This is a genomic window from Parabacteroides johnsonii DSM 18315 (assembly GCF_025151045.1).
Taxonomy (GTDB): Bacteria; Bacteroidota; Bacteroidia; order Bacteroidales; family Tannerellaceae; genus Parabacteroides; species Parabacteroides johnsonii.
This window is the reverse complement of record NZ_CP102285.1, coordinates 1,106,329-1,120,410: the sequence shown is the minus strand read 5'-3', so window position 1 is coordinate 1,120,410 and position 14,082 is coordinate 1,106,329. Positions and strand designations below refer to the sequence as shown.

The window sequence follows — 14,082 nt, the reverse complement described above, 5'->3', positions numbered from 1 at the left end:
TATCAAGACAAAGGTAAATAAAATTTATTTAGAATGAAACTTCCTGAACTGGTTTATCAAGACGAGGGCCGTAACAATCGTAGCTGTCGTGTCGGCGATCGGGATGCTGATCCATACTCCAAGTGTTCCAAGCCATCGGGGAAGGATCAGCAAGCAGGGAACAAGAAACAGCATCTGCCGGGTGAGCGAGAGGAAGATGGCCTTCTTCGACATCCCGATAGAAAGGAAAAAGTTTGTCGCCACCATCTGGAAACCGACAATCGGAAAGACTGCAAAGACGATATGCAAACCATACACTGCCGCCTCGATCAGTTCCGGATCGGTCGTAAACATGCGGACAATCATAGACGGGAACAACTGACAGAGCAAGAACCCTGTTGTCGCCACCCCTATCGCCCACTTCATCGTCAGCTTCGTCACCTCCGTCACACGCGAATACTGGCGGGCACCGAAGTTATAGCCGGCAATCGGTTGCATTCCTTGGTTGAATCCCATGATGATCATGATAAAGAGGAATACCACCCGATTCACGATCCCGTATGCCCCAATCGCCATATCGCCCCCGTGTTCTTTCAGCCCCCGATTGATCAGGATCACGATCAGGCAAGCGCAGAGGTTCATCAGGAAAGGCGACATCCCGATATAAAGAATCCCCTTCACGATCTCTCTTTTCAGCCTGTAAATGCCTTTCTTGAAATGCAACAACTCCTTCGGGCGGGAAAAATGGATCAACTGTCCGGCCAACGAAATGACCTGAGAGATGACGGTAGCCCATGCCGATCCTTTGATTCCCCAACCGAAGCCGAAGATAAAGAGCGGATTCAGCACACAGTTGATCACCACTGACGCCAGCGTCGCATACATCGCTAATTTCGGAAAACCGGAAGAACGCAACACCGCATTCAGTCCGAGATACATATGAGTAATCACATTTCCCATCAGGATCACATTCATATAGTCGCGGGCATACGAAATCGTGTTCTCGCTCGCCCCGAAGAAATAGAGGATCGGGTCGAGCAACAACATAAACACCAACGTAAACGCAAGCCCCAAGACTACGTTCAGCACCAGTACGTTTCCGAGTACCTTGTTCGCCCCTTCATAATCTTTCTGTCCCAACTTCACGGACACCAACGTCGAAGCCCCCACCCCGACCAGCGAACCGAAAGCAGCCGCAAGGTTCATTAACGGGAAAGTCAAAGCCAGGCCCGAGATTGCCAATGGTCCTACCCCGTGTCCGATAAATATACTGTCCGCCATATTATAAAGAGAAGAGGCGGTCATGGCGATAATGGCCGGTATGGCGTACTGTGTCAACAACTTGCTGATATGCTCGGTTCCAAGCACTAAAGGAGAATTTTGTTTACTCATGTTGCAAAGGTACGGAGAATCCGAAAAAAAGGTTACTTTTGTTTTCTTATAAAGTATAAAAAATGGCGGAAAATTTAATCATCAACGGTGGGAACAAGCGGGAACTGTATGAGACGCTGCTCCCTCAATTACAATCGCTGACAGCGGGAGAAACAGACATCATCGCCAATATGGCGAATGTCGCCGCTGCCTTGAAACAAACATTCGATTTTTTCTGGGTAGGCTTTTATATCGTGAAAGAAGAGATGCTCGTGCTCGCCCCTTTCCAGGGTCCTCTTGCCTGTACGCGTATCCGGTACGGGAAAGGCGTATGCGGGACAGCCTGGAAAGAAGCACGGACAATCATCGTCCCGGATGTGGAGCAGTTTCCGGGGCATATCGCCTGTAGCTCCGCCTCGCGGTCGGAAATTGTCGTACCGGTGATCAGAGATGGAAAAGTGGTTGCCGTACTGGATATCGACAGCGACAAGCTGAGCGAGTTTGACAAGATGGATGCGGAATATCTGGAACAGCTCTGTGCCTTTTTGCCCATGTAACAGATCGAGGATATGATCACGAAACCTCACTTTTTGTTTCACAAGGTAATGACGCCCAAAATAAGGACCCTTTACCATAGGTAGATTCGAAACCGACTTTACCTCCCATTGCCTCGGCGATAGCTTTGCAGATCGACAATCCGAGGCCGGTCCCTTGGGCAAATTCGTCCAATTTCTCGAATCGATGAAAAACCCTGTTTTTCTTTTCATCAAGGATACCGATACCACTATCTTTGACATAAAAATAAATGCCACTTTTCGTTGCATCATATCCCATTTCAATCGTACCCTTAACAGTATATTTAATTGCATTGATCATATAGTTTGTCAGGATTTGCGCCACACGATTCTTGTCCAAGCAAACCAAACATTTGTCATACCGGTTCACGATAACCAAATTCACATCCGGATTCGTAATACGTTGTTTCATCGATACGGCAAGCTCGTCAAAATAACCCGACAAGTCAAAATCCTCATACTTCAATTTTACGCTTCCAGATTCGATTTTGGACAAATCGAGGATATCACTGATTAGCTTCAAAAGCAATTCATTGTTATTGTTGATAATCCGGGTATATTCTTCTTTTTCATCCGGATCATTTGTTTCGACAAGCAGATTCGAGAATCCTACGATAGCGTTTAAGGGCGTACGGATCTCATGGCTCATATTAGCAAGGAAAACCGATTTTAACCGATCCGACTCCTCTGCATGCTTGAGTTCTTTGATCATGCGTTCCTTGTCTGTTATATCATCTATGCGAATGACGAAGCCATCAATTTCACCGGTATTTCTAAACACAGGGGTGGCAAATAACTCAACCATCCTGTTTTCTTCGAGAAAAATCCTCATCTGCTCCACTCTATGCGATACGGCAGCCCGTTGTATCACGCAATTTTCGCAAGGAGACCGGCGATTATAAGTACTTTTATAGCAAAGCTCTCCCTGCCTATAAGCTCCATTTGGAAAAGCGGTCGAACACTTCACCATATTTTCCCATTGAACGACATAGTCGGGGGTAATATAAGCCAGTCCTGAGTTTATATTATTAAGTATCAGCTCCGCCTTTTGATTGCTTTCTTTCAGCTCTTCCTCGGCACGTGTCTTTTCAGTCACGTCCTCCATGACAAACGTATAGCTGCCAATCCGGCCATTCGGATCGATAATCGGCTTTCCGTTACATTCGACCCAAACATCATCATTATTTTTATTCGTACTGTAATATTTCGTTTGTGCTATTGTTTTGAAATTGTAAGGAAACCGGACACTGATCGGTTTTTTACTGTATACAGCATTTTTCACACAATCAGGAACATTCGGGTTATCATATATAGAAGGCTTTTTCCTGATAGCACCCTCAATATCGGATATCCCGAATATAGCAGCATCCGTATCATTCAAAAAAGAAATCGTACCGTCGTTATCATAAAGTTCTATTCCTACAGGCAGTGAATTCATAATTGTCAGCATCTGATTGTAAAGGTTCTCGTACTTAAACTGAATAGCCCCGTAATCCTGCGAAATAACCAGATAACCGATTATCTCTTTTTGCTTGTTACGAATGATGGAGATTGTTCCATCAATATGATCTATGCCTTTTTTGACCGTCTTGAAATAGTCAGTTGTTTTTACTTTATCGAAGTCATATTCCAGAGAGAAATGAACATCCTGACCGGCTTTGATATCATCTATTATTTTATCTGAGAAATTTGGATTTTCAAACAGGCTGATTCCAAGTGCCTCATTTAAATCGACAACCCCCATAATTTCCATTTCGGCCTTATTTGCATCGATTAGCAAACCATTCCTGTCATAGAGTTCAAGACCTATGGGCAAATATTCTTTAACGACATCAGAGAATAATATTAGTTTATCATCCAGTTTCAGCCTCGATTTAGGGAATGTTTGAATTCTTGCCATAATTGCATTTTTAAGATTGGATATTATCAATTGTATCTTGTCACCTGTTTGAGGGTGTGCCGAATAAGGTATTCATGGGACGCAGACAACGCAGACGAGCGCAGATTAACGCAGATATTATTAATTATCAGCAAAATAAATCTGCGTCCGTCTGTGTGTTCTGCGTCATCTGCGTCCAGTGATATCAAATTGACACACCCTTTTCAAACCACTTGTTTGTCTCTCCGTATAGCTACAAGGGCATTTATACTTGCCTGTTTGCTATCTCGTATGCCAACAAGGTTATTTCTGATAAAGCCATACTTGCAAAATCGCTATAGGGGATTATCAAAATGACGAATTAAAACGTTCGTTTTTTTTAGTCATTTTTTTTACTATTAAAATTTGGATTTCTCGTTATTTTTTACGCACACCAAAACATAGCTAAAATATTGATTTTCAAAATATTTTATTTTTAAAATCTCTTGATTATCAAAACATATATTCTACCTTTGCAAATGACTAAAAAAAACGAACGTTTTAATTCGTCATTTTACATTTCAGTATAGGCCTTGTATTTCAAATTCCACAAAAGCATATCCCTATATACACCATAACTTTTCTTAACATTATACTTTCCTCTCCTGATGCGGGTTTCAGAAATCCTTTTTTAGTTATTTTCATGATTTTGCTAAAAACAAGGCAAAAAAATAGCCGGACGGTACGCTGAAGCGTCAGCATTCCCCGTCCGGCCATCGATAAATAAGATCACTCGACCGTCACCATCTCCCCCTCCGTATTCGCCCGGACGAGATGGTCATACATCGCCTCGCAATAGACCGGAGGCAAGTAGAAACGACCAGGATAAACGGCGCAGAGGTTGATGCGGACCGTCACCTGTTTTCCGGCAGGCAGATAGTCGATATAGCTGTAAGCACGATCGTCGCGAATATCCTGGTAGTTGACACCTGCCGCCCGGTTATCTGCCGTACCGCCTGTAAGGAAGCGCGTGTTCAATATCTCCCATCCGGCCGGAAAAACCTCCGTCAGCACCAAATGGCTATAACCACGAGGAGACGGATTTGCGATAGTCACCACAGCCGTGAAGTTCGTACCCTGCTGCAAAGTGGAGGCATTCACCGGATGACCGTCATGATCCATATAGCTGACGGCAAGCGTCAGACCATTCGCATAGGCTTTCTCTTTGCCCTCGGCCGGGATACCTTCGGTCACAAGGCGGGCGAACAGAGTGGATTTGCCGGTGTTCTTCAACTCCAAGGAGACGGAAGAGGCTGCCTTGTCAAGCAAAGTCTCCGTCCAGATATTCCGGGTGGTGGAAACCTTCTCCGTCTTGCCACCCAAAGTATAAGAAAAATCCATAGAACCAGACACCTTGTATTTTTTCATATAATCAGAAAGGGCCACCAGGCTGAATGCCGTGGATTGCGTGCTCAGCCAATCGTCGGATGCGAGCGTCTTAGAGATTTCATTTGCCAAGAGAGCCGCTTCCTTACCGCCATCGAGCAGACAGAGCGTCATCAGGCGGATTGAGTTGTCGCGCAGGTCGCTACCGAACGTCCGGTCATATTCAGAATAAGCCGTTGTCAGAACTGTCGTCTTTGCAACCAGCTCCTTCGATACATCCGGGCGACCGACCAAAGCATAACCGGCTGCCAGCAGATAGCGGCTCATAGGTGCAAGTGCCTTACTCTCTTTCAATCGGTTCATGGCGCCTACCTCGGCAGTTTGGCCCAAAGCGAGGACGAACAAACGGTATGCCTGCGTCATTTCTTCGGATTCAGCCCAATAGGAGGTTTCCGGTTTCCAGTTACGGGCAATGCGGCTCAAGTCGTTCAACACATCTCGTTTCATACCTTCGGGCACAAGGTAACCTTTCTTCTCCGCTTCCAGCAAGAAATGAGTAGCGTAGACAGTGCCCCAGGCATTGCTGCTCGTTCCACCGGGCCAGTAAGAGAAAGAGCCGTCTACTGTCTGGTAGGAACGCAGGCGGCGGATTACTTCTTTCACAGCCCTTTCAGTCAATTGTTCTTGTTCGAGGGTCAACGAGGCGAACCCGCTCAAGTACAGTTGTGGGAATGCCTTCGAGGTGATCTGTTCGACACATCCGTGCGGGTAGCCTAACAGGTAGGACAACCGCGTGGAGAGATTGACAGGTTGGACATCCGACATTTCGAGCATAAGGGAGTTCGTACCCTCCACGCCGGGAAGGCCGACTGTCCCTTTCCAGCTCTTTCCGGCTTCGAGCGTCACAGGCGTCACCTTGACTTGCGGACGGCGCACGGAGCGGATTTCGATATCGGTTTCATATACGGACTTCTCACCACCGCTAATAGCCGTGATCCTTACATGTCCGGCTCCGGGGGTATCTTTCACGCGGATGCGGAACTGCGCCGATTTGTCACCGACCGCTTCGAAATGCAGCGTACGGCTTGCCTCGCCGACTATCTCCATGTTACCGGAGCAGGCGATCGTGACCTGCACGTCTCCAACTCCTTTTTCGGTAGCAAAGACGGTAGCGGGAACCACCATCTCCTCTCCTATGCCGATAACGCGCGGGAGTGTACCGAGCAGCATGACGGGCTTGCGCACGAGCACGCTCTTCTCCGTGTTACCGTAAGCCTCCCCGTTTCCGGCGACGACCATGACGCGGACACGTCCGTTATAGTTCGGCATCTTATAGGTATGCTGCCGTTTTTCTCCTTTTTTCAGCAGGAACGGGCCGGCAAATTGTACAACCGGCTTGAAGCGGTTCACGATCGCTTTCGGACCTTTATTCAAAGCGTCGTCGCCACCGATGCTGAACAGTTGCTCGATGCGGCCGCCATACGCGCCGACCACATAATTGTACAAATCCCAGGTATTGACACCCAATGCTTCGCGGGCGTTAAACGCCTGCCAGGGATCGGGCGTACGGAAGCGGGTCAGGTCAAGCAACCCTTCGTCGACAATCGCCAGCGTGTAGGCCATCTCACGACCGTTCTTCTCGGAAACCGTCACGTGGTAAGGTGCTTCCGGCTTGATCTCGTCCGCCATACGGACAACCGGAGCCAAATGGCTTTCGGGAGAAGTCACCGTGAAGGGGACGACACCGTACATACGGATTGGCAAGTCGTTCTTCGTGACACCATGCGGTTGCAAGAGTGTTATATAAAGGTACGCGTTTGGCTGCATATCCGGAGTGACGTCGAGCTTGACCGTAGTCTGCCTGTCGTTGCACATGTGCTCAGTGGTCGAAAGGACACGTGTTCCGTTCTCAATGCTGATGATCGCGCGGCTTCCCTTGACAGAGGGGAAGGTAACGACGATCTGTTCGCCTGGCGCGTACGTGTCCTTGTCGGTCTTGAAGGTTAGCATATTGGCGGAGGGAGAACCGTCAGCATCGCGTCTGCCTTCACTGTAAGGCCAGTCGAAATAGTTCATCACACCGGTAGAGTGTTTGCTCTCTTTGTCTTTCACCGAGATAAAATAGGTTCCCCAATCGGCATCGGCATATTTCAAGTTGAAGGAGGCCGTGCCATTCGTGCCAGTACGGATGGTGAAGGTTTTCACCGGCTTGTTATACGAATTGGAGACATAGTTAGCCAGATTGCCGTTGTCCGAGCTCCACCACCAGTACCAATGGACTTTATAGACTCTCACTTCGAGTTCAGTATTGGCTACCGCCTGCCCGAGATAGTCGACGGAAGCTACTTCATATTTATATTCGGTTCCGGTCTTCAGCGGTTCCCCATCTTGCTGGGGCGACTTGATGCCGGCATAGCGGCGGTAGGGTGAATAGGACGCCCGATTGGCGTCAATGCTGAAATCGCCGGATTCCTCATACACACGGGTGACAAAACTCGCCAACAACATGCCGGGAGCCGAAGCACCGATCTCGAAACGGGCTTTGATGATGGCGTTGCCCGCTGCATCGGTCGTACCGGAAATCACTTTGCTTTCTTCGCTGTTGAAAATTTTCGAAGGATCATCGAAATAGAATTTCTTATAGCCGGAAAAGGTGGTCGGGGTCGAGATAAAGGTTCCCTGGATGTCGTATTTCAGATTACGGGCAGTCGCTCCTTGTAGCCATTCCACGTGCATAGCAGCATCAAGCGGTTCGCCCCGGAGCAATTTTTTTGGGGGCATCGTAAGGGATATCTTCAAGCGGTTCGGTTTGATCGTTTCGATACGGAGACGCTTCGTAAAGGTGACGCCGCCTACATTCACGTTGACATTCCACGCGCCTGTCGGTGCGTCGGGTTCGGTCGGCATATCGAAAACATAAAGTCCTGCTTCACCTTTTGTCTGTGTCTTGCGCAGGTAGAGCTGGCCGAGCGGATTGTAAAGTTCCATGATGACCGGATGATTGGCTGGGAGCATCCGGCTGCGGTCGTTCAACATAAAGCCGAGATGCAGCGTGTCGCCTGGACGCCATACACCGCGGTCGCCGTAGATGAAGCCCTTGATGCCTTTCTGCACGACTTCTCCGGAGACATCGAAGGAACTCAGCGAAAGGGCGGAACCGTCGTCTACACGAAGATACGAGCGTTGCTGTCCGAGGGAAGCAGTCAGATAGAACGGCTTGCCGTTTTTCAGCGAGAAACGCACCTGTCCTTTGTCGTCCGTCATGCCGGAGGCTAATTCCTGACGCTGGTAGTTGTAGGCAACGACTTCGACGCCTTTCTCCGGATGGGTGCTCAGAATGTTATGTACAAGGACAGTCATATCGTTATCTTCGCCGGCCATCGCCAACAGACCGAGATTGGTGGCGAGGACATTCTTGCCGACGGTCGTGTTATAATAATAGCTGTTGGAACAGGGGTCGCCACGTTTGCTGTAATCGTAGTCGGACCAGTCGAAGTCGCCGTTATAGTAGTAATAACCGCCTCCATCGAAACGGCTGCTTTCTTCCTTGAACTTGATCTCATCATCGGCAAGTAGTTGTTCTTTACTTTTCTTGACGAGGTCTTCGCAGGGATAGACAGACAAATCCCGGTTGAACGACAGTTCCACCCGGTAGATGGCACCGGGTTCGGGGTCGATCAGTTCTTTCAAGTCGATCGCGTAGGTATTCCAGCGGCTGAGCTCCTGGGTGGCATCTTCATCGAGGAAGATCGTTTTACGCGCGATCAGGCGACCGACACGCATCAGGTCACTCGTTCCTTCGAGATCATTCACCTGAAGGAATTGTCCGATGTTCTGTTCGAATATCTTGATGACACGCACTACTACGCCGCGCAAGTAGACGGCTTGAAAAGGAACGGTCAGTTGTGTGGACTGCGGGATGATCACTCCGTTGCCGATAAAACGGACTTCCGGCTTCTCATCACTGACTACGATCTGGCGGACGATACTTTCTTTCAGGTTCAGCCCGTTTTTGCTTCTGATGTTCTGACTCAGATGAACATTAAGGGCACCTTTGCTACCTGCATCGGGATAAAGGCGGAGCTTATTGCCCTCGACATTGACGGTCTCCGATTTGTTACCGTCGATCCAGGCAAGTCCCTGCATGTTTTGTGCCGCATCGAGTAGTTTCGTAAAGGTGACTTCGACGTAACGTTCCGGCTCTGCGACATATTCGACTTCGTACACGGCAAAATCATTCAGTTCAGGAATGTCGACGGATAGCAGTTCCTCTTCCGGCACTTTCAGCTTGTTCGGAGCGACAGATAGTTTGAAGGCACGTGCCGCGTCCGTCCCGGCCTGTATGTTCGGGATGAAGACTTCGTGCCTCTTTCCATCGGGACTATGCTGCCAGGTGGCATCCGCCTTTTCAGAGAAACGGACAAGCGACTCTACGGTTTCGGGCATCTCCTTGTCCGGCGTGAACACCGAGCAGACGATGTCATAACCGTTTTCATTCTTCCGGTTGATATCGACGGATTGCAGGTTGGCCCGCAGCAACAGAGGTTGTGTCGAGAATCTGAATGTAAAATACTTGTCTTTCCGTTCCGTATCGAACCACTCTGAAAGGTCTGCCTTTACCTCGTAACGGGTGTCGCGCTCGAAACTTTTAGTCGGCTTGAATACAATCGTCCGATTGTTCTCGAATGCCCACTCGCCAGCCGTCTCGGGTTTGATCCGAACTAAGTCGTGGAGCTGTTCAGGCTTCATCCTGTCAGCTGCTATTTCCTGGTTGAAAATCAAATATACGGGTGTATATCTTGAAATCGTACCGGAGGTAAACGCCTCCACATAGGGACTGAAAGGGAGCTCTTCGGACTCACCTTTTCCTTCACATCCGCAGACTAAAAGCGAAAGACAGCAGACGCAGAGATAATATAAATATTTCACCATATTTCCAGCATTTAATATTACAACTTCAACAAACAGACTATCTGCAAATATAAACATTTCCATACACATATATGATTACGGCTCTTGCTTTTAAAACCATGTTTTGCCGAAAATATCATTTGGTTATCCTTTTTACCATACTCATATCTTTTTGCTATGTTAAAAAATATTACCCGCTATAGTAATTTCAAATAAATGCACTACTAATCCGATTTTGACGGGATGGCAGTGACATTTTGATAATGGGCAAACGCCCTTAAAAACGGATGAAGTGTATATCATTATTGCTATTTTTTACCAAATGGTAATTTCCAGCCGGACTTAAAGGACTACTTTTGCAAACCGAAATAAAAAGTAATTTGAGTTATGCAAAGAGATCGTATTGATTTTGGTAGTATGAACATTCCGGTTCTATTCCGCAAAATCTTTTTCCCGACGTTACTGGGAATGGTTTGTATGGCGTGTATCACGATTGCCGACGGTATATTCGTGGGGCGTGGCGTGGGAAGCGACGCGTTGGCCGCCGTCAATATCGTCGCCCCGATCTTTATGGTGACGACAGGGATCGGGCTGCTCTTCGGGGTGGGATCGTCGGTCGTGGCTTCCGTCCACCTGTCGCAAAGAAAAGTGAAGGCGGCCAACATTAATATTACACAAGCGTTGCTGGTGTCCCTCTTGTTGATGGCTGCAGGAATATCCTTGGTAATGTTGTTCAACAAACAGACGGCCTATATGCTGGGGAGTTCCGATCAGTTGCTACCACTTGTGCTGGAGTATATGAACTGGATCGTGCCATTCTCTATCTTTAGCATGCTGGCCAACATCGGGATGTTCATGATCCGGTTGGATGGCTCACCGAAATTCGCGATGCTGTGCAACGTTGTTCCGGCTCTGATAAACGTCGTGCTCGACTATGTTTTCGTTTTCCCGATGCAGATGGGACTGACCGGGGCAGCACTGGCAACTGCGTTAGCAGAGGTAGCAGGCGGCTTGATGGTGTTGGTCTACCTGTTCGGCTTTTCCAAGACGTTACATTTATACAAGTTGAAGATGAGTATGAAAAGCCTTCGCCTGACCTGTCGGAACACAGGGTATATGATCCAGTTGGGAGCCTCGGCGATGCTGGGCGAACTGGCGATCGCCTGCATGATGCTGGTCGGCAACTATGCTTTTATCCGGATGCTGAAAGAGGATGGCGTAGCAGCATACAGTGTAGCCTGCTATTGCCTGCCAATCGTGTTCATGATCGCGAACGCAATCGCCCAGTCGGCACAGCCGATCATCAGCTACAATTATGGCACGGGAGATGCTGCACGAGTACATGAGACGTTCCGGCTTTCGTTGAAAACGGCTTTTATCTCCGGGCTGACAGCTTTTGCCGTGATGTATGTGTTCTGTCCTTATATCGTAGCGATGTTCCTGGAACCCGGCTGTCCGGCTTACGGGATTGCAACAAAGGGAATCCCCTACTTCGCTTCCGGGTTTATCTGTTTTGCTTTGAATATTGCATGGATCGGGTACTACCAGAGTATCGAATTAGCACGGAAAGCGATGCTTTTCATGCTGCTGAGAGGAATCATCCTGATGAGCATATGTTTCCTCGCTCTTCCTCATTTGTTGGGAGAAAAGGGGCTATGGCTGGCTGTTCCGTGTGCCGAACTGATCATCTTTATCGCACTGACGATAGATTACCAATACCGGCACAAGATATGCAGAGTGGTGGAATAAGGCAGTTATCCTTTGGCATTCCGCATCACCCGCTCTATCGCATCGTCCATCTGAGCGATGGACTCCAGACCGAGTGTCATGCAATGCAGATTGCTTTCGGTGACGGCAAAACGGATGGAACGTTCACGTTCTGCATCAGAAACGTGTTTGCCTTCACCGAAAATTTTCATTCCGATAAGCCCTTTACCTTTTTTGCGGGCCTTACCTAAAAGTTCGTTTACAGCTTCAGTCGTGCCATCCATATGGCTTTGGAACGGATTCAGACGAGCAAGGATAACGTCGCACCACGGGTTGTCGACAGCCTCGACCATCGCATCCCAGTTATGACAGGAGACGCCGACAGCTTTCACAATACCGTCCTGCTTGGCCTTTGCCAGACCGTCCATATAAAACTTACGGGTTTCCGCCCAGTCGCCTTTCGTCATGCAGTGCAACAGAAGGATATCAAAATAGTCTGTACCAGCTTCCTGGCGGAAACGGTCAAGTGTTTTGCTGACCGGCTCACGTTTTTCCGACCCTTCTTCGTACGTCCACATCTTCGTCATCAGGGTGAGTTTCTCGCGGGGCAACTCTTTCAGGGCTTTTCCGACAAATGGCTGCGAACCGTACATATCGGCCATGTCGAAGAAACGAATACCGCGTTCATAACCGTGACGGGCCATCTTCACAAAGTTATCCAGTCCGAGCCGGGTCTGGTTGGACTGGTAATTCCAGCCTTTCGTCCCGGTTCCCATAGCTATACGGGAGACTTTCAATCCGGTCTTTCCCAGTTTCACCCTGTCAACCGATATATCCGAAGGAACGGCCATCCGTATATTGGCAAGTCCCGTGTGAGCTAAAGATAAACCGGCTACTCCGGCAACTCCTGTTTGAATAAATTTGCGTCTGTCCATCTCTATACTTTTTTAGGTAATACTTTTTTTAATATCAAGTAGCCGCACAAACCGGAAATAAACGAACCGGCAAATACGCCCAACTTTGCCTGATTCAACAGCTCTGCTCCAATATCGGGCATCCCGGCGAAAGACAAGTTCGCGATAAAGAGGGCTACCGTGAACCCGATACCGCCCAACATCGACACCCCGAAAAGGTTCCGTTTGCTCACCCCTTCCGGCATCGTTGCAAGACGCAAACGGACAAAAACATAAGTGAACAGGAATATGCCCAGCGACTTTCCGACAAACAGGCCGAGGAATACCGCCAACGGGATTCCCGGTAACGCACCGATCCCGATATCTCCGAAAGTAACACCTGCGTTAACAAAGGCGAAAAGGGGCAGGATCAGATAATTGACTAACGGATGGAGCTTGTCGGCTATACTTTGCAACGGACTGATCGTTTTGTCCGCTAACGAATGGATATTGTTGAGTACCTGAATCTGTGTCGGCGAAAGAACCGCCGCCTTCCGGGAATGACGCACTTCGGTGTAATCCAACATATTCAGATAGCCGGTCATTTCACAAGTGAAATCATCCAGCTTGACAACCGGACGGGCCGGAACGGTGAATGCAACCAGTACGCCCGCTATTGTCGGATGAATACCTGATTCAAGAAACAGCATCCACACGAAGAAACCTATTATATAATAGAAAGCAATGTTATTCACTCTCATCCTTCCCCCCACATATAGCAAGGCCAGCAGGACGAGTGAAACCAGAAGCGGCTCGAACGCAATCTCACCACTATAAAACAAAGCGATAATAATGATACCGCCGATATCGTCAACCACCGCCAATGCCGTCAGGAAGATACGCATACTGAGCGGAACCCGTTTCCCCAACAGCCCTAAAACAGCCAGTGCAAAGGCGATATCGGTCGCCATCGGAATAGCCACACCTCGCACTTCGGGTGCCGAATGACAAACCAGAAAATAAAACAATACCGGAACGATCATCCCGCCGCAGGCCGCAATAATCGGAAGCAGCGCTTTCCGTACCGAGCTCAACTCCCCGATCAGAATTTCCTGCTTAATCTCCAATCCGATCACAAAAAAGAAAACCGCCATCAAAGCATCATTCACAAAGGCCAACATTGGCATCGCTTCTCCATGATGCATAAACGGTGTGAAATTGCCTATCTTCAAATCAATCGGATGCGACAGGATATTGTGGTAAGACTCCGCCCAGGGCGAATTGGCGAATAACATGGCAAGAATCGTAGCCATGAACAATAAGATACTCGCGTTCGGTTTCTGCATAGCGAAACGACGCAACGGTTTAAGGATAACGTTGATGGTTCTATCCATATGGTATT

6 protein-coding genes and 1 pseudogene are annotated in these 14,082 nt (G+C 48.4%); 2 read left to right on the top strand and 5 right to left on the bottom strand.

The window, feature by feature from the left end; translation table 11 throughout:
• Window positions 1–24: 24 nt before the first annotated feature.
• Entirely contained in the window at window positions 25–1,371 is a 1,347-nt protein-coding gene (locus NQ564_RS04595) for an MATE family efflux transporter (protein WP_008148494.1), read from the bottom strand.
• Between the two features lie 62 nt (window positions 1,372–1,433).
• On the opposite strand from NQ564_RS04595, the gene NQ564_RS04590 reads away from it, so the two are divergent.
• Window positions 1,434–1,907 (top strand): GAF domain-containing protein, encoded by a 474-nt coding sequence (locus tag NQ564_RS04590; protein WP_008148493.1) that lies wholly within the window; start codon window positions 1,434–1,436, stop codon window positions 1,905–1,907.
• 28 nt (window positions 1,908–1,935) lie between these two features.
• Here NQ564_RS04590 and NQ564_RS19310 read toward each other — a convergent pair.
• Both NQ564_RS19310 and NQ564_RS04575 read right to left on the bottom strand, forming a co-directional pair.
• Window positions 1,936–3,825 (bottom strand): annotated as a pseudogene (locus NQ564_RS19310) (PAS domain-containing sensor histidine kinase); the annotation flags it as partial.
• A 747-nt stretch (window positions 3,826–4,572) separates the two neighbouring features.
• Window positions 4,573–10,101, bottom strand: a complete 5,529-nt coding sequence (locus NQ564_RS04575; protein ID WP_039848141.1) for an alpha-2-macroglobulin family protein — start codon at window positions 10,099–10,101, stop codon at window positions 4,573–4,575.
• Between the two features lie 366 nt (window positions 10,102–10,467).
• On the opposite strand from NQ564_RS04575, the gene NQ564_RS04570 reads away from it, so the two are divergent.
• Complete coding sequence (locus NQ564_RS04570; RefSeq protein ID WP_008148484.1) at window positions 10,468–11,829, top strand: MATE family efflux transporter; 1,362 nt, start codon at window positions 10,468–10,470, stop codon at window positions 11,827–11,829.
• Between the two features lie 5 nt (window positions 11,830–11,834).
• Here the strand turns inward: NQ564_RS04570 and NQ564_RS04565 are convergent, their stop codons facing one another.
• The gene (locus NQ564_RS04565; protein WP_008148482.1) at window positions 11,835–12,722 is read right to left on the bottom strand and encodes an aldo/keto reductase; all 888 of its coding nucleotides are present in this window, start codon (window positions 12,720–12,722) and stop codon (window positions 11,835–11,837) included.
• Window positions 12,723–12,724: 2 nt separating this feature from the next.
• Entirely contained in the window at window positions 12,725–14,074 is a 1,350-nt protein-coding gene (gene nhaA / locus NQ564_RS04560) for a Na+/H+ antiporter NhaA (RefSeq protein WP_008148480.1), read from the bottom strand.
• Window positions 14,075–14,082 lie beyond the last annotated feature (8 nt).

Coding starts and splice junctions, on each gene's coding strand:
- NQ564_RS04570 (WP_008148484.1), top strand. CDS start 10,468: ATGCAAAGAGATCGTATTGATTTTGGTAGTATGAACATTCCGGTTCTA.
- NQ564_RS04595 (WP_008148494.1), bottom strand. CDS start 1,371: ATGAGTAAACAAAATTCTCCTTTAGTGCTTGGAACCGAGCATATCAGC.
- NQ564_RS04590 (WP_008148493.1), top strand. CDS start 1,434: ATGGCGGAAAATTTAATCATCAACGGTGGGAACAAGCGGGAACTGTAT.
- nhaA (WP_008148480.1), bottom strand. CDS start 14,074: ATGGATAGAACCATCAACGTTATCCTTAAACCGTTGCGTCGTTTCGCT.
- NQ564_RS04575 (WP_039848141.1), bottom strand. CDS start 10,101: ATGGTGAAATATTTATATTATCTCTGCGTCTGCTGTCTTTCGCTTTTA.
- NQ564_RS04565 (WP_008148482.1), bottom strand. CDS start 12,722: ATGGACAGACGCAAATTTATTCAAACAGGAGTTGCCGGAGTAGCCGGT.